Genomic DNA, 17742 nt, shown 5'->3' with positions numbered 1-17742 from the left:
GAATAAGCAGGCCCCAGTAAGGTCAAACCTTTAACGCCAACCATCAAACACAACCCTTCCTCCCCATGGCCCTCAACACCTTTAAACACCAACCGCCGCCGAAGCCGGTGCGGCGCAAACGGAAGCCCAACCGCATTGCCGCGTGGATCAACGAGGTGATTGGCTTCGACCGGCTTTTTGGCTCCGATAACGCCTGGCCCATCCGCAACATCAACCGCATTTTGTGGGTGACGTTGCTGTTGATGCTCTACATTGGCCTGAACCACAACGCCGAACGACTGGTGCGGCGCATCCACCGCACTCGTACCGACGTCGACGAACTACGCGCGCAGGCCACCACGCTCGAAGCCGACCTCGCCCGCAGCAGCAAGCAATCCGAAATCAGCAAACGCGTCTACGCCGATAGCCTCATCGACAGCCAAACGCCACCCATTAAATTAATTGTGAATGAGTAATTTAAATGGATAATGTATGATGTACAATGAATAATGGGTTTGCTAATAGAGTGGACTGACTCGTAGCACCTTCATTGTTCATTGTACATCATACATTGTCCATTCTCTTCTTCACCCATGAACATCAAAGAAGAATTCCTGAACCGATCACGGCACGCCTTCTTTGCACTGGTGCTGTTGGGCGTGGCAATCCTGGGCCGACTAGTATACATGCAGTATTTCGCCACGTTCAAGAAAAAGGGCGAAACCGAGGCCAAGCTGTGGAGCAAACGCATCGAAGGTTTTCAGATTCGGCAAGACACCCTGCGCGCCAAACGGGGCGACATCTATGCCCGCGACGGTAGCCTGCTGGCGACTTCGCTGCCAACGTATGAAGTGGGCATCGACCCACGCGTGGCCAAGGAAGACTATTTCAACGCCAAAGTCGATTCGCTGGGACTAGTGATGTCAGCCATTTTTCGGGATAAATCGGCGCGCGAATACACCAATCTGGTGCGGGCGGCGCGGCAGTCGGGCCGGAAATACCTGCTGCTCAACCGGCGGCGGGTGTCCTTTCAGGAGCGGCAGGTACTACTACAATGGCCGTTCTTCCGCAAAACCAAAAAGCTGTCGGCGCGGGGTGGTGGGCTGCGTCCTTACTACGAACGTTACCATCCCTATGGGCAGATGGCCCTGCGAACGGTGGGCGACCTGAATCCGAAAAACGGGCAGGGGCAAATGGGCCTCGAAGCGTCGTTTCAAACCGCGCTGGCGGGAAAAAACGCCGTTGGCCTGGTGGAAGTGCTGGCGGGCGGCGTGAAAAAGCCCGTCGATGATGGCCCTGATATGAAACCCGACCCCGGCCTTGACCTCTACACCACGCTCGACGTCAATTTCCAGGATATCGCCGAAACCGCCCTGAAAGGAGCCCTGGATCGCTACAACGCCGACCGTGGTAGCGTCATCGTGATGGAAGTACAGACGGGTGAAATTCGGGCGCTGGCCAACCTCACCCGGCAGAACGGTGGGTACGTCGAAAACTTCAACCACGCGCTGGCGGGGCGCACCGATCCGGGCAGTACGTTCAAGCTCGCCACCATGATGGCCCTACTGGAAGAAAAAGCCATCTGGCCCGGCAAGATGATTCATACCGGCGACCGGGCTGTGCGCTACCACGGTGTCGAAGTGGCCGACTCGAAAGGGGGGGCGTCGGGGAGCATTACGGCTCAGCAGGTATTCGAGAAATCGTCGAACGTGGGCATCCACATGATGATGGCGAGCTACTTCTACAGCCGCCCCGACCTGTACTGTCGCTACCTCCGGCAGTTCCGGCTCAATAAACCCACAGGCATTCACATGCGCGGCGAGGCGCCCCCCGTCATGCGCAACCCCGACATGAAAGGCTGGAGCAAAACGTCGCTCACGTTTATGTCGTACGGCTACGAGATGCAACTGACGCCCCTGCAAATGCTGACGTTCTACAACGCCGTGGCCAACGACGGGCATTGGGTACGTCCTATGCTGGTGAAACAGGTAAAACTGGCCGGTGAAGTCGTTGAAGAAACCGCGCCTTATGTCGCGCCTGAACCCATTGCCAAACCAGAAACAATCCGGCTGGTGAAGAAAATGCTCGAGGGGGTTGTTGACCACGGCACGGCCCGCAACATCCGGAATCCCAATTACCTAATCGCCGGCAAGACCGGTACAGCGCAGAAGATCGTCAATGGACTCTACCAGAAAGGGCGGTACTATACCTCGTTCATCGGCTATTTCCCCGCCGATCATCCCAAATACACGATCCTGACGATGGTGGATAACCCGCACGGCGAGAATGTCAATCTGCTCTATGCGGGTAGCGTATCGGCGCCGGTATTCAAAGAGGTGGCCGATCGGATCTATAGCTACGACATCGACATCCACGCGCCTATGCGCTCACGCCGCGCCGAACGCCCCGCCCGGTTCAGTCCGCAACTGGCCAACGCCGGGTATGCCGAAGATCTCCACACGATCAGTACCGAACTGAACCTTGACAGCCAACCCGCCGCTGAGGGCTGGGTACGTCGGCGCGAAGGCGGTAGCTGGCAGAGCGTACCGGCGCGGAAAGACCGCATCCCCGACGTACGCGGCCTGACCCTACGCGACGCGCTCCCGCTGCTCGAGAACCGGGGACTACGTGTAGCCGTGCAGGGCCGGGGCAAGGTACAGGAACAATCGCTTGAGCCGGGTATCGCACTCGCCAACAACCGACAGATCGTGCTGACGTTACAGTAAGGCCCAGCGCAACCTATCTTGCCAATAAAGCCGTAATTTTGGTCTATGGAAACGTCATCACCCGCTATGGACCCGTTGGGACACCTGCCGAAGCGCATTCGCGACATGCTCGCTACGATCCGGCAAGAGTTGACGGCCTTTTATGGTGATCAACTCAAGCGCATTATTCTGTTTGGCTCGTACGCTCGGGGTGATTTCCATGAGGACTCTGATCTCGACATTATGCCCGTTGTTAGCGGGACATCGGTACTGGACCTGAAGAAAGAAGGGCTCTTCCAACTAGCTTACCGGCACTTTGAGCAAGACCGTATTCGTGTCTCTTTTGTCCCATCATTGACAAGTCAATTTGCCAAGGCAGAAACCTTCTTACTCATGTTCGTACACAAAGACGGTATTGATCTGTGAATAATATTACCAACAAATTATATTAATTTTTCTCTTATGAAAATTGCAGAGATTGAGATTAATAACTATCGTCAATTTGAATATATAAAGTTTGATTTTACATATCCGTTTGGCCATAAAAGAGAAGGTGAACCCTTAGATAAGGTTTGCTTTATAGGGCAAAGTGGAACAGGAAAAACTACTTTACTAAACATAATTAGTAAGTACATTAGTTCTTTGCAAGAAATAGCTCATGACGACATATTACACCATGCAACGGATGATTTGCTAGATCACATACGCGTATCTTGTTTAATAAAAGAAAATCCATTTATATTTGATGGCACTAGTAGCTTAGTTATTGACAAACATGGAAATTATTCTTTTGAAGAAATAATTGATGCTATCAATTCTATTGACAAACTTTGCCTTTTCATTAAAGACTCTGTAGCCTTAGAAGCGGACTTGTTTTTATTTGGCAATTATACAGAAAAAGCATCGAATAATTTAATACGAACTAACACTCAAGTTATCAAAGACAGATATGAGAGAGAGAATCAATTAAATTCATTAAGTCAAAAGAGAATCATCGAGTTAGGAGAGGGAATCATACCATCAATTTGGAATTATTTTTTACAAGACATATACGCCTATGACGAAAAAGGCCGTGAATTTGCAAAAAAAATCATAAGCAATCCAAATAATTTTTCAGCAAATAAATTATTAAGTGATTTAGCTTCTTGGAAAGCAAAAACACCTAATCCGAGAAAAGAAATAGCCGATTTATATCTCAATCGTATACTCGACAAGTTTCATTTAAAGATTGACGTAGAAGATTCCGAGGCTCCACTAGTCCTAAAAACAACAAGCGGTGTAAAAATAGACAATTCATATTTGAGTACTGGGACACGCCAATTGTTATCGACTGCTATTCCTCTTTTTGCCATAAACACTCATAACACAGTAATTATTATTGATGAACCCGAACGCTCTCTATTTCCCGATATTCAACGCGAATTAATTAAATACTACACATCGCTAGCTCCTGATTCGCAGTTCTTTTTTGCCACTCATTCACCTATCATCGCTGCTTCGTTTGAACCCGAAGAGCGCTTTATTTTATATTTTGATGAAAATGGCAATGTGCAATGTCGTAATGGTGTAGCCCCGATTGGCGATGATCCGAATGATGTGTTACGGCAGGATTTCGGTATGAGTCCGTTAATGCAGGATGCAGGTCTTAAAGCCTATCAGCGCTATGTTGATCTAGCGACAGCCATAAAAAATGAACCTGATATAGATCGTAAAATGAATTTGTTGGGCGAACGAGCTGAACTTGGCAACCGTTATAATTTCCCTGCGCTCAATGAGACGAATTGAGAAGAAACCCGATTCGTCAATCATCACCGAGCAGTTGACGTACACTAATAAAAATCATAGACCCAAAATTACTGAAGTACTTCGTCGGGAACAGCACAATATCTGTGCATATACCGAAGAATATCTTGGCCGCGCAGATAAAGCAGAAATCGAACATTTCAACCCTACGTTGAAAGCGACCGACCAGGATGGCTATCAGAATTGGTTCTTGGTTAAGGGGCAATGGAACAACGAGAAAGGCAGCGTAGCTCGTTGGAGAAGGCATCAGCCTCTTCTACTTCCTACGTCCGAAGATTTCGAACAGCGTATCGTCTATCTTGACGGTCGGTATATTGTATCGGATCAAAATGATATTGAAGCCTGAAACCTACGTGCGTATCTAAAACTTGACGATGAAGAGCTTGATAAACAACGAATTAATTACATTGCTCGTATGCGCCAAGGCATGAAGGATTCCGGTTTATCTAACCAAGAATTCATTGATTGGCTGCTTTCATCCGAAGTCTACAGAAGCAATGTCTATTACATTCGTGCTATTGAAAAAGAGTTTAATGTCAGCGTGAATTTTGACCTGACGACTAGTTAATGACGAATCCAACTCCTAAACGCCGACTGGCCATTCTGGGCTCGACAGGCTCCATTGGCACCCAGGCGATTGAGGTCGTGCAGGCGCACCCCGACCAGTTTTCGGTGGAAGTGCTGACGGCCAACCATAACGCCGACCTCCTGATTGAACAGGCCCGGCTGGTGCAACCCAATGTGGTCGTGATCTGCGACGAAAGCCGCTACGATACCGTTTTTTCGGCCCTCGACCCGCTGGATATTAAAGTCTACGCGGGCCTCAATTCCATCGCGTCGGTGGTGCAGATGGACAGCGTCGATATAGTGCTAACGGCCATGGTCGGCTATGCGGGGCTGCTACCCACGATCAAGGCCATCGAGGCTGGTAAGCCCATCGCGCTGGCCAACAAAGAGACGCTGGTGGTAGCAGGCGAGCTCATCACCCGGCTGGCGGCGCAACGTGGCGTCAACATCTACCCCGTCGATTCGGAGCATTCGGCTATATTTCAGTGTCTGGTGGGCGAGTTTCACAATCCCATCGAGAAAATTATCCTGACGGCGTCGGGTGGGCCGTTCCGGGGCAAAGACCGAACGTACCTGGAAACCGTCACGAAGGCGCAGGCGCTGAAACACCCCAACTGGAGCATGGGTGCTAAAATCACCATCGATTCCGCCACGCTGATGAACAAGGGGTTGGAGGTAATCGAAGCCAAATGGCTGTTCAACCTGCGGCCCGATCAGATCGAGGTGGTGGTGCATCCACAGAGCATCATCCACTCGCTGGTACAGTTTGAAGACGGCAGTCTTAAGGCACAGATGGGCCTGCCCGACATGAAACTGCCCATTCAATTTGCACTTGGTTACCCCAATCGGCTAAAATCCGACTTCCCGCGTTTTACCTTTGCCAATTATTCGTCGCTAACCTTCGAGCAACCCGACCTGGGTACGTTCCGAAACCTGCAACTGGCGTTCGATGCGCTGGAGCGGGGTGGAAACATGCCCTGCATCATCAACGCCGCTAACGAAGTGGCCGTCGATGCCTTCCTGCACGACCGGGTTAGCTTTCTGGGTATCTCCGACGTCATTGAGGCCGCGATGCAGCAGGTCTCGTTTGTGGCTAACCCCACTTACGACGACTACGTGGCCACCGACAAAGAAACCCGCCGGCTGGCGACCGAAAAGCTTGGGAGTTTTGTTTAAAAAAAAGCGTTTGGTAGCTGGTAACTGGCAAGTTTGCCGCATCAAACGCGAGACGTCAACCGTCAATCGGATTTCATGGAAATAGCAATTATGGTTGGTCAGCTGTTGCTGGCCCTTTCAATTTTGGTTGGCCTGCATGAACTGGGCCACTTATTGGCCGCTCGTCTGTTCGGGATGCGCGTTGAACAGTATTTCATCGGGTTTCCGCCCAAGGTGTTTAGCTTCCGGCGGGGCGAAACGGAATATGGCCTCGGGGCTATTCCGCTCGGTGGATTCGTAAAAATCTCGGGTATGATCGACGAATCGCTCGACACCGCCCAGATGAATCAACCACCCAAGCCCTACGAGTTTCGGGCTAAACCCGCCTGGCAGCGCCTTGTGGTGATGATGGGCGGTATCATCGTCAACATCATTACGGGTATTGCCATTTTTGTGGCGCTGATTTACAGCCTTGGCAGCACCTACATCTCTACCCGCGACGCCAAGTATGGCATTGTAGCGCTCGAATACGGACAACAAATTGGCCTGAAAACCGGCGACCGGATCGTCGAGATCAACGGCAAACCCTTCGACAATATCGCCGAAGTAACCAGCCCCGACGTGTTGCTAGGCCACAACAGCTACTACACCGTCGAGCGCCCCAACGCCTCAGGTACGTTGGAACGCATACGCATCGACGTACCAAACAACATGGCCGAGCGCTTTTCGAGCAAGGAAACGGCCAGCCAGTTCATCGCCCCTATTTTCCCGTTCACGGTATCAGAAGTGCAGCCCGGCTCCCCCGCCGATAAGGCTGGCCTGAAAGCTGGTGACCGCATCACGAGCGTCAACGACCAGCCTACCGCCTTCTTCCATGAAGTGCAACAGGGCATCCGAGCCAATAAGGGCAAAGTGATTACGCTGGGGATTCAACGAGGCAACCAGTCGCTGACGATCCGGCCGATGGTTTCGCCGGAGGGTACCATTGGTTTCTTCCAGAAATCAGAGCTGAAAGAAACCCACGTCGACTATACGTTTGGTGAAGCCTTCAACAAAGGCACCAAGCAGGCGTTTGGCGTGATCTACGACAACATTCGTGGCTTCGGCAAGATCTTCAAAGGCGAAGTATCGGCTTCCAAAGCCATCAGCGGCCCCGTGGGTATCGCCAAGATGTTTGGTGGCGTTTGGGACTGGACGCGTTTCTGGTCGCTGGCGGGCCTGCTCTCGATGGCACTGGCCTTCATGAACGCATTGCCCATCCCGGCGCTCGACGGTGGGCACGCGACCATCCTGCTGTACGAGATGATCTCGGGCCGTAAGCCGTCCGACAAATTTGTGGAGGGCGCGCAACGCGTGGGCATGGTATTGCTACTGGGTCTGATGGCCTACGCCTTCTTTATCGACATCTTTTTGAAGTAAACGTGAGCCGAAACGAGCAGAAAAAGCGAAATTTTTCCCGTTCGCTGGCGTCAGTTGCTGGCGTTTGGTATAGCGCATGGCCGGCTAAAGCCATTGGCGGAGTCGCCGTGCTTTTTCTGCTCGTTTCGTTATCGGCCTTTGTTGCTCACCCGTTCCATACGAGCCTGACCCAGATTCAGTACGACGCCAAAAATCAGGCGTTTGAGGTCAGTTTCCGCGTTTTTACCGACGATTTGGAAACAGCTTTGACGAAAGAAAACAACGGAAATAAGATTCACTTACAGGATCAGAAACACGACCGTTTAATTGAAAAGTACATTCGTAAGCAGTTTATTATTGCCGATACGCAGCGAAAGCCTAAGGTCTTAACGTACATTGGGTATGAGCCGGAAGGCGATGCCCAGTGGATCTATTTTGAAATACCGGGACAATCACCCGATGGGTTAAAAAACGTAGTCATAAAGCATACGCTATTAATGGATTTGTTCGACGATCAAGTCAATTTAGTCAACCTGCAAAGTAGCCAGCAAAAGAAAACGATTGTCTTCCGAAACAATCAGCCTGTTCAGGCAGTATCGCTTTGACAATCAGGCGGCTCTCTAGCCCTATGTTACGTTGTTACGGCCTGCCTAGCCAGCCGAATTGGCCATGAACTTATGTTCTGGCATGTTGCTTGTCCTATATACGTCTTACACTTCTCAACCGTAAAGAAACCCACTGCATGCACTTTTCACTGCCTTTTTGGCAGGATATATTATGATATTATCAAGTGATTTGGCTTCAGGTCTGTTTTTGGCAGATACAGATTTAGACAGTCTGGAAATGATTCCACTCGGTTCGCCTGAAGGCGACGATCTGGATTACGAAATGCCTGAACATTTACCTATTCTGCCCGTTCGCAATACGGTTTTGTTTCCCGGTGTAGTAGTGCCCGTTACGGTTGGACGGCAGAAATCGATCCGGCTGGTGAAGAAAGCCTACAAGGGTAACCGCATTATCGGAGTAGTAGCGCAGAACAATCAGCAAAAAGACGAACCGACCCCCGACGACCTGTACCGCATTGGCACGGTAGCCTACATCATTAAGATGATAACCCTGCCCGATGGTAACATTACCATTATCATTCAGGGTAAAAAACGGTTCGAAATTCAGCGTATCGAACAGGAAGACCCGTTCTTGACGGCCACGGTTCGTCAGATCGAAGACTCCTTTCCGAGCGCCCATAAAAAAGAAGGTAAAGCGCTGTTGCAGTCGCTGAAAGAGGCGGCTTACAAGATTCTGCGTCTCAACCCGGAAATTCCGCAGGAAGCCCGCATTGCCCTCGACAACATCGAAAGCCCGATTTTCCTGCTGCACTTCCTGTCGTCGAATATCAACGCCGAAGTTTCGGATAAGCAGCAGCTTCTGGAAAAACTGGAAGGTGTACAGCAGGCGCAGTTGCTGCTTGAATATTACCTTAAGGAAGTACAGTTGCTGGAGCTAAAGCGCGAGATTCAGAGCAAAGCTAGCCTCGACCTCGATCAGCAGCAGCGCGACTACTACCTGCGTCAGCAGATGAAAGTGTTGCAGGACGAGTTGGGTATGGACAACCCCGACCGTGAGCTGGAGCAAATTCGGGTGCGGGCCAACCAGAAGAAATGGCCGCAGGCCGTGCGCGAGCATTTCGAGAAAGAACTTAGCAAGCTGCAACGCAGCAACCCAATGGCTCCCGAGTATCCCGTCACGATGAACTACATCGAGCTGATGGTCGACCTGCCCTGGGGCGAATACACCAAAGACAATTTCGACCTGAAGCGCGCTCAGAAGATTCTCGACGGCGACCACTTCGGGCTGGAAAAAGTGAAAGAGCGGATCATCGAATACCTGGCCGTTCTGAAGCTGAAAAACGATATGAAAGCCCCCATTCTGTGCCTGTATGGGCCTCCGGGTGTGGGTAAAACATCGTTGGGCCGGTCGGTTGCCAAAGCGCTGGGCCGCAAATATTCGCGTATGGCGCTGGGTGGGGTGCACGATGAAGCCGAAATCCGGGGTCATCGCAAAACTTACATTGGGGCGATGCCAGGTAAGATTGTTCAGAACATCCGTAAATGTGGTGCCTCGAACCCGGTCTTTATTCTGGACGAGATCGACAAGGTCAGCAGCGATTTTCGGGGCGACCCGTCGTCGGCGTTATTGGAAGTGCTGGACCCCGAGCAAAACTCGACGTTTGTCGACAACTACCTCGATGTTGAGTTCGACCTATCAAAATGCCTCTTCATTGCCACGGCCAACTCGCTCGATACCATCCACCCCGCCCTGCGCGACCGGATGGAGATTATCGACATCACAGGCTACACGGTCGAGGAGAAAGTGCAGATCGCCAAGAAGTACCTGATTCCGAAACAACGCCGCGAACACGGCCTGAAAACCAAAGACTTGCAATTCGATGACAAGGCACTGTTGCGGATCATCGAAGGATACACGCGGGAGTCGGGGGTGCGGAGTCTGGAACAGAAAATTGGCTCACTTGTGCGGAAAATCGCCAAGTCGATTGCTTTGGAAGAGCCTTACCAACATCAGGTACGTCCCGCTGACGTAACCAAGTTGCTCGGCCCCGAGATTTTCGACAAGGATCTTTACTCCGACGACGACATCGCCGGGATCGTGACGGGTCTGGCCTGGACCCAGGTGGGTGGCGAAATTCTGCTCATCGAGAGTAGCCTCAGCCGGGGTAAGGGCGTCCTGACACTGTCGGGGCAACTCGGCGACGTGATGAAAGAATCGGCTATTACGGCGCTGTCGTACCTGAAAGCCCACGCCGACGATCTGGGCATCGACTACCGTATTTTCAATAATTACGACCTGCACGTGCACGTACCGGCGGGTGCCGTACCGAAAGATGGCCCTTCGGCGGGGATCACGATGGTCACGTCGATGGCGTCGATCTACACGCAACGGAAGGTACGTCCCTTTGTCGCCATGACCGGCGAGGTAACCCTGCGCGGCAAAGTGCTGCCCGTAGGTGGAATCAAAGAGAAGATTCTGGCCGCCAACCGGGCTGGTGTTCGTGAAATTATTCTTTGCTCGAAAAACCGCAAAGACATTGAGGAAATCAACCCGGCTTACGTGAAAGACCTGACTTTCCACTACGCCGATACGGTCGATCAGGTGCTGGCGATTTCGCTGCTGCCTCATCAGGTAAGCCGCCCGCTGAAATTTATCCTGCCCGAGGAAAAACCGGAGCCGGTGATGAGTCAGTCATAGCGGTACGTTGCCTAATGCAAAATGCCCGATTCCTGTCCAAGAATCGGGCATTTTGCATTAGGCAACGTACCTACTCGGCCCGGCTCAGGTCGGCGTGCTGGTAGGTGGTGGCGGCGTGTACCAACACCGGCTGGTTGGCGGGACCGGTTCGGGTAGTACGCGTGGATGTAAACACCAGATCAAACTCGACCTTCCGGCTGCTGAACGTATAGGTGGTCGTAATCAGGCTCTCACCTACCGAAAACTGCGACACAATCCGGTTGCCCATCTGGGTAGCCGACAACACAACGCCATCCTTCTCGTCGATCTGGCAGATACCCTTTACCGGGTCGACAATAACCAGTTCGTAGTTGCGGGCGGGCTGATCGCCGTATTTGATGTAGAACGCATACCGATTGGGCCGGCCCGGCAGCGAATCGATGGTCAGTTTCATCGGAATTTTCTGTGGCTGTTTGGCCCCCGACGTGCTGGCGTAGAGCGTACCCTGCCATACGCCAAAGTGGCTCTGTGGAAAAACAACCTGGGCCTGCACGCCCGACGTACCTATACCCAAAAGAAGGAGAAGAAGACAGACAATACGCATGATCTGGAAGGTGTTGGAAGGAATTGGCTAGTGGACTAAACAGGTCGGAAAGATACTCAGTAGCCAACAAAGTTGTCACACGCGAAAACACGGGAATCAGCCATCTTAACAGGTAGATTCTGTATTTTTGTATAGCGCCGTCAGCGTTCGGCGCCGTAAACTGCCCAATTCTGCTTCATGAATAAACTATCTTTTGCGCCAATGGCCTGGTTAGCCGCCACAGCGCTGGCTACCAGCCCGGCTATGGCCGTGTCGCCACCGATCAAACCCGCGCCTCAGAAGCCCGGTGCGCCCCGCGACGAACGGAAGTACATCGACCCGAAAAATATGGACACCAATGTGCGGCCGGGCGATGATTTTTACCAGTACGCTAACGGGGCCTGGTTAAAAACCAACAAGATTCCGGCCTCGAAAACGTCGTGGGGTAGCTTCAACGAGCTGCGCGAGAAGAGCGTCGAAGCCATGCGTAGCCTACTGGAGGAAGCGGCCCGAAACCCCAAGAAAAGCCGGTTACAACAAATGGTGGGTGATTTCTATGCCAGCGGTATGGACAGCCTCACTATTGAAAAACGGGGCTGGGAACCGCTGAAACCCGATTTTGCCCGGGTCGAAAAACTCAAGAACATGACCGATGTGCTCAACGAGCTGGCTTACCAGCGGAAGCAGAGCAACGGCATGCTGTTCAGTTTCTTTGTAGGGCAGGACCGGAAGAACGTTAATAAATACCTGCCGCAATTCGGTCAGGGCGGCACGACCCTCCCCGACCGCGACTATTACCTGAAAAACGATCCGCGCAGCACTAAAATCCGCGAGGCCTACCGCGATCACCTCACCAAAATGCTGACGCTGGTGGGCGACGCGCAACCCGCGCAGAATGCCGACAAGGTACTCCAACTCGAAACAGCGTTGGCCCAGGCACAGATGGCCCGCGTCGAGATGCGCGACCCGTACAAGACGTACAATAAGCTGACGGTTAAGGATTTTGACAAAATCACCCCCCACATCAACTGGGTAGACCAAATGAACCGGTTTGGCGTGAAGGGGCAGGATACCGTGCTGGTGGCGAACCTGCGTTTCTACAAAACGGTGGATAGTCTGCTGGTGGCCACGCCGATCAACGATCTGAAAACCTATATGCGCTGGAATCTGCTGAAAGGCGCAGCGCCCTACCTGAGTTCGCCGTTCGTGAAACAGAACTTCGCGTTCACCCGCGTGCTGACTGGTCAGAAAGAGCAGACACCCCGCTGGCAGCGCATGAGCGGCCTCATCGACGGCACGCTGGGCGACTTGCTGGGTCAGCTTTATGTGCAGCAGTACTTCAAACCGGAAGCCAAGCAGCGGATGATGGTGCTGGTCGATAACCTCGAAGCTTCGTTTAAAGAGCATATCAACGGGCTGGAATGGATGAGCGCCGATACCAAGAAGAAAGCCCTCAACAAGCTGGTGTCGTTCAAGCGCAAAATCGGCTACCCCGATAAATGGAAGAACTACGACGGCGTCGTGATCAAGCGTACCGATTTCTTCGACAACGTGGAAGCGGCTGGTCAGTGGAGCTACAATTACATGATCAACCGGTTGGGCAAACCCGTCGACCGTACCGAGTGGGGCATGACGCCGCCGACTGTAAACGCCTACTACAGCCCTGTCAATAACGAGATCGCGTTTCCGGCGGCCATTCTTCAGTTTCCGTTCTTCGACGCCAACGCCGACGATGCCGTCAACTACGGGGGTATCGGCGCGGTGATTGGCCACGAAATGACGCATGGTTTCGATGATTCGGGCCGGCAGTATGATGCCGACGGCACCCTGCGCGACTGGTGGACAGCCGAAGATGCCAGCAAGTTCAAAGAGCGGGCGGGCAAGGTCGAAGCCCAGTTCTTCGGCTATAAAGTGCTCGATACGCTGGCCGTGAATGGCAAACTGACGCTGGGCGAAAACCTGGCCGATCTGGGTGGTCTGGCCATTGCCTACGACGCCTTCAAGAAAACGGCTCAGGGCAAAGGCAACACCGCCATTGATGGCTTCACGCCCGATCAGCGTTTCTTCCTGTCGTGGGCACAGGTATGGCGCATCAACGTGCTGCCCGAACAGCAGGCGCAGTTGATCCTGACCGACCCGCACTCGCCCGGCCAATACCGGTGCAATGGGCCGTTGAGCAACATCGATGCCTGGTACACAGCGTTTAACGTGAAACCCGGCGATAAGCTTTACAAAAAACCCGACGATCGGATTCGGGTTTGGTAATATCGCTTATGGCTTGCCCGAAGGGGGCTGGGTACGTTGCCGATGCAACGTACCCAGCCCCCTTCATTGCTTCATTCCATGCCGACAATTAGCGAAAGCGGGACGTTTGGCTTTTTTTTGCAGCCACAAAACGGACCTGTTTCCGTTGAATTGGTATGCTACTATCCGATTTAGTCTATAAAGTATCACTGCTGGCTACGGCTGGCCCCATGAGCGTCGAGGTAACGCACCTGACGATGGATTCGCGACGGGTCAGGCCGGGGAGCTTGTTCATTGCCGTGCGGGGGACGGTCTCGGATGGCCACAGTTTTATTCCCAAAGCCATTGAACTGGGGGCTACTGCCATTCTGTGCGAAGAGTTGCCCGCTGAGCAGCCCGATGCGTTGCCCGAGTCAGTCACGTTTGTGCAGGTCGAGCATGCGCCACGGGCGATGGGGCTTGTAGCGGCCAATTTCTACGGGCATCCGTCGAAGAAGATCAAGCTGGTCGGTGTTACGGGCACTAATGGCAAAACCTCAGTCGCGACCCTGCTGTTCCGGCTGTTTCGGGCGCTGGGTTACCGCTGTGGCCTGCTCTCGACGGTACAGAATCAGATCGACGATGACGTGATTCCGGCTACGCACACTACGCCCGACGCCATCACGACCAACGAATTGCTGGTGAGCATGATCAAGCATGGCTGCACGCACGTATTCATGGAAGTCAGTTCCCACGCGGTGGTGCAGGAACGTATTGCCGGGCTGCATTTTGTGGGCGGCATTTTTACCAACATCACCCACGATCACCTCGATTTCCACGGCACGTTTGATAACTACATCAAAGCCAAAAAAGGCTTTTTCGATCAGTTGCCGCGCTCGGCTTTTGCTCTAACCAATGCCGATGATAAGCGTGGCGCGGTGATGCTGCAAAACACGCTGGCCCGCAAGGAAAGCTATTCGCTTCAGTCGCTGGGTACGTTCAAAGGCAAGGTACTAGCCGACGGCCTGTTTGGCATGGAAATGCTTGTCGATGAACGGCAGGTGTGGTTCAAGCTCATTGGTCGGTTCAACGCCTACAACCTGCTGGCGGTGTATGGCGCGGCGGTGCTGCTGGGCGAAGATGAAGAGGCGATCCTGACCGAGTTGTCGAGCCTGTCGCCACCGCCGGGCCGGTTTGAGCAGGTAATTTCACCGGACAAAATCGTTGGGATTGTCGACTACGCCCACACGCCCGATGCCTTGCAGAACGTGCTGGAGACCATCGCAAATCTGCGGCAAGACAACGACGCAGGTACGTTACCTCAGATCATCACGGTGGTGGGTTGCGGCGGAAACCGCGATGCTGCCAAACGGCCCATCATGGCGCAGATTGCCTGCAAACTCAGCGATCGGGTAATTCTGACCTCCGACAACCCGCGTTTTGAAGACCCGATGGCCATTCTGGAACAGATGCAGGCAGGCATCCCGGCGGTCGATTACAAGAAGACGCGCACGATCGAAGACCGCCGCGCGGCGATTCAGGCGGCGGTGGCGATGGCTCGCCCTCACGACATTATCCTGGTGGCGGGCAAAGGCCATGAAACCTATCAGGATATTCAGGGCGTCAAACACGATTTCGACGACCGGCAGGAACTACGTAAAGCCTATCAAATCCGCTAACTTTGGCATTCAATGAGTGAATGAGCGATTGAGCGAATACCTTGTACACGTCGCGTATGTAAACGGGTATTCACTCATCCACTCATTCACTATTTCACTCATTAGCCAATGCTCTATTACCTCTTTCAGTATCTCGACCGGAATTTTGATTTTCCCGGAGCGGGCGTTTTTCAATACATCTCGTTTCGGGCGCTTGGCACGGTGGTGACCTCGCTGCTGATCGCGGCAGTATTTGGTCGGCGGATCATCGACAAGCTGCGGTCGCTGCAAATTGGGGAATCGATCCGCGACCTGGGGCTGGAGGGGCAAATGCAGAAGCGCGGCACACCCACAATGGGCGGCTTCATCATTCTGTCGTCGCTGCTGATTCCGGTGCTGCTCTTCGCCAAGCTATCCAACGTATACATCATTCTGTTGCTGGTGTCGGCCGTCTGGACGGGGCTAATAGGTTTCCTCGACGATTACATCAAGGTTTTCAAAAAGAATAAAGAGGGGTTACAGGGCAAGTTTAAAGTGGTTGGGCAAGTGGGTCTGGGCCTGATCGTAGGCCTTACACTCTCGTTCAATCAGTACGTTAATATTCGGGTGTATGATGCCCCCGTAGCGGGTTCCATTACGCGCCAACTCACGCGTTATCAGGACATTCACTCGACGGTGTCGACCATTCCGTTCGTTAAAAACAACGAGTTCGATTACAGCTCGCTGCTGTTCGGCCTGGTCTCGCCCGAATACACCTGGATCATCTACACGCTCGCCTGTATCTTCATTATCACGGCGGTTTCCAATGGGGCCAACATCACCGACGGCATCGACGGACTGGCGGCCGGTACGTCGACGATCATTGCGCTGACGCTAGCGGTGCTTGCCTACCTATCGGGTAACGCACGGTTCGCCGACTACCTGAACATCATGTACATTCCTAATTCGGGCGAGATCGTAATTTTCTGTGCTGCCTTTATTGGGGCCTGCGTGGGTTTTCTCTGGTACAATTCATTCCCGGCGCAGGTCTTTATGGGCGATACGGGTAGCCTGATGCTCGGTGGGGTTATCGCGGTGATCTCGCTCAGTCTGCGCAAGGAACTGCTGATTCCGATCGTGTGCGGCATTTTTCTGGCCGAACTGGTATCGGTCATGCTCCAGGTTAGTTACTTCAAATACACCAAGAAAAAGTTTGGTGAAGGGAAACGATTATTGCTGATGTCGCCCCTGCACCACCATTTTCAAAAGCGCGGCTACCACGAAGCCAAGATCGTCACCCGCTTCTGGATTGTGGGGATCATCCTGGCCGTAATGACGCTAGCCACGCTTAAACTGCGCTAAGCCCTTCGGGTAGTCTTGAAAGTCGTTCGAAAAGAAGTCCAACGTCTGGTAAACCGTTCGCTGTTAGATCGGTTTGCCAGCAGGCTGATCACCAAACCATGACTTTCGAGACGTTGGACTTCTTTTCGAGCGACTTTCAAGACTGAACGAGCATGCAAGCAATCGTTTTTCCGGGTCAGGGTTCTCAGTTTACGGGAATGGGCCAAGCTTTGTACCAATCGTCGGAACAGGCGAAAGCCCTGATGGATCAGGCCGACGAAATTCTGGGTTTCTCGCTCACGAACATCATGTTCACGGGTACCGATGAGGAACTGAAACAGACCAATGTAACACAACCCGCGATCTTCCTGCACTCGGTAGCACAGGCGCTCACGACGCCTGACTTTGCCCCGGACATGGTGGCCGGGCACTCGCTGGGTGAATTCTCGGCACTGGTCGCGGCGGGTGCGCTCTCTTTCGAAGACGGCCTTCGGCTGGTAGCCCAACGCGCCGACGCTATGCAGCGCGCCTGCGAACTGAACCCCTCGACCATGGCCGCTATTCTAGGCCTACCCGACGCAGTTATCGAGCAGATTTGCGAGGAGGTTAACGGCGAAACGGGCGAAATTGTGGTGCCCGCCAACTTCAACTGCCCCGGTCAGGTCGTGATTTCGGGCAGCAACGAAGGCATTCGGGTAGCCTGCGAGCGGCTGAAAGCAGCCGGTGCCAAGCGGGCCTTGCCATTGCCGGTAGGGGGCGCGTTTCACTCGCCGCTGATGGAGCCGGCCCGCGCCGATCTGGCACAGGCGATTGAAAACACCACCTTCCAGACACCGCGCTGCCCGATTTACCAAAACGTCGACGCTCAACCATCGACCGACGTACCCACGATCAAAGCGAACCTGATTGCGCAACTCACCGCGCCCGTCCGCTGGACGCAGTCGGTGGAACGCATGGTGGCCGATGGCGCGACAACGTTTACCGAATGTGGTCCCGGCAAAGTCTTGCAGGGGCTGGTGAAAAAGATCGCTCCAAGCGTCGAAGTTGGTGGTGTAGTTTAACTACCGTCCGTCTACAAACAGAAAGGCCCTCTCATGATGAGAGGGCC

The 17742-nt window shown here is 53.1% G+C and carries 14 protein-coding genes; 13 read left to right on the top strand and 1 reads right to left on the bottom strand.

Translation table 11 applies throughout. The features are described from left to right. The first annotated feature begins 65 nt into the window (after positions 1–65). The 9 genes from ACAW74_RS21620 (at position 66) to lon (ending at position 10871) form a co-directional block, all read left to right on the top strand. Positions 66–455, top strand: a complete 390-nt coding sequence (locus ACAW74_RS21620) for an FtsL-like putative cell division protein (RefSeq protein WP_370700316.1) — start codon at positions 66–68, stop codon at positions 453–455. 117 nt (positions 456–572) lie between these two features. Next, positions 573–2705 (top strand): PASTA domain-containing penicillin-binding protein, encoded by a 2133-nt coding sequence (locus ACAW74_RS21615; RefSeq protein WP_370700315.1) that lies wholly within the window; start codon positions 573–575, stop codon positions 2703–2705. Positions 2706–2750: 45 nt separating this feature from the next. Beyond that, the gene (locus ACAW74_RS21610; protein WP_370700314.1) at positions 2751–3110 is read left to right on the top strand and encodes a nucleotidyltransferase domain-containing protein; all 360 of its coding nucleotides are present in this window, start codon (positions 2751–2753) and stop codon (positions 3108–3110) included. 36 nt (positions 3111–3146) lie between these two features. Continuing rightward, on the top strand, positions 3147–4469 hold the full coding sequence (locus tag ACAW74_RS21605; RefSeq protein ID WP_370700313.1) for an AAA family ATPase: 1323 nt from the start codon (positions 3147–3149) through the stop codon (positions 4467–4469). Next, the gene (locus ACAW74_RS21600) at positions 4456–4833 is read left to right on the top strand and encodes an HNH endonuclease family protein (RefSeq protein ID WP_370700312.1); all 378 of its coding nucleotides are present in this window, start codon (positions 4456–4458) and stop codon (positions 4831–4833) included. The genes ACAW74_RS21605 and ACAW74_RS21600 overlap by 14 nt, the downstream gene beginning before the upstream one ends. Before the next feature lie 221 nt (positions 4834–5054). Then, positions 5055–6230, top strand: a complete 1176-nt coding sequence (locus ACAW74_RS21595; RefSeq protein ID WP_370700311.1) for a 1-deoxy-D-xylulose-5-phosphate reductoisomerase — start codon at positions 5055–5057, stop codon at positions 6228–6230. A 75-nt stretch (positions 6231–6305) separates the two neighbouring features. Further along, positions 6306–7628 (top strand): RIP metalloprotease RseP, encoded by a 1323-nt coding sequence (rseP, locus tag ACAW74_RS21590; protein WP_370700310.1) that lies wholly within the window; start codon positions 6306–6308, stop codon positions 7626–7628. 2 nt (positions 7629–7630) lie between these two features. Further along, positions 7631–8212: a DUF6702 family protein gene (locus ACAW74_RS21585; RefSeq protein ID WP_370700309.1), complete on the top strand. Its 582-nt coding sequence runs from the start codon at positions 7631–7633 to the stop codon at positions 8210–8212. Between the two features lie 172 nt (positions 8213–8384). Then, positions 8385–10871 carry an endopeptidase La gene (lon, locus tag ACAW74_RS21580; RefSeq protein ID WP_370700308.1) on the top strand — a complete coding sequence of 829 codons (2487 nt, stop codon included), beginning with the start codon at positions 8385–8387 and terminating at the stop codon, positions 10869–10871. Positions 10872–10941: 70 nt separating this feature from the next. On the opposite strand, the gene ACAW74_RS21575 is transcribed toward lon, so the two are convergent. Further along, positions 10942–11454: a hypothetical protein gene (locus ACAW74_RS21575; RefSeq protein WP_370700307.1), complete on the bottom strand. Its 513-nt coding sequence runs from the start codon at positions 11452–11454 to the stop codon at positions 10942–10944. Between the two features lie 243 nt (positions 11455–11697). On the opposite strand from ACAW74_RS21575, the gene ACAW74_RS21570 reads away from it, so the two are divergent. From ACAW74_RS21570 to fabD, 4 genes are all read left to right on the top strand, one after another. Beyond that, positions 11698–13698 carry a M13 family metallopeptidase gene (locus tag ACAW74_RS21570; RefSeq protein ID WP_370700395.1) on the top strand — a complete coding sequence of 667 codons (2001 nt, stop codon included), beginning with the start codon at positions 11698–11700 and terminating at the stop codon, positions 13696–13698. Positions 13699–13853: 155 nt separating this feature from the next. After that, positions 13854–15335: a UDP-N-acetylmuramoyl-L-alanyl-D-glutamate--2,6-diaminopimelate ligase gene (locus tag ACAW74_RS21565; protein WP_370700306.1), complete on the top strand. Its 1482-nt coding sequence runs from the start codon at positions 13854–13856 to the stop codon at positions 15333–15335. A 108-nt stretch (positions 15336–15443) separates the two neighbouring features. After that, positions 15444–16655 (top strand): phospho-N-acetylmuramoyl-pentapeptide-transferase, encoded by a 1212-nt coding sequence (mraY, locus tag ACAW74_RS21560; RefSeq protein WP_370700305.1) that lies wholly within the window; start codon positions 15444–15446, stop codon positions 16653–16655. A 152-nt stretch (positions 16656–16807) separates the two neighbouring features. Further along, entirely contained in the window at positions 16808–17695 is an 888-nt protein-coding gene (gene fabD / locus ACAW74_RS21555) for an ACP S-malonyltransferase (RefSeq protein WP_370700304.1), read from the top strand. Positions 17696–17742 lie beyond the last annotated feature (47 nt).

This window comes from Fibrella musci, assembly GCF_041321105.1.
In the GTDB taxonomy this organism is placed as follows: domain Bacteria; phylum Bacteroidota; class Bacteroidia; order Cytophagales; family Spirosomataceae; genus Fibrella; species Fibrella musci.
Note: the sequence above shows the minus strand (reverse complement) of the source record. Positions and strands in the feature narration are given on the sequence as shown.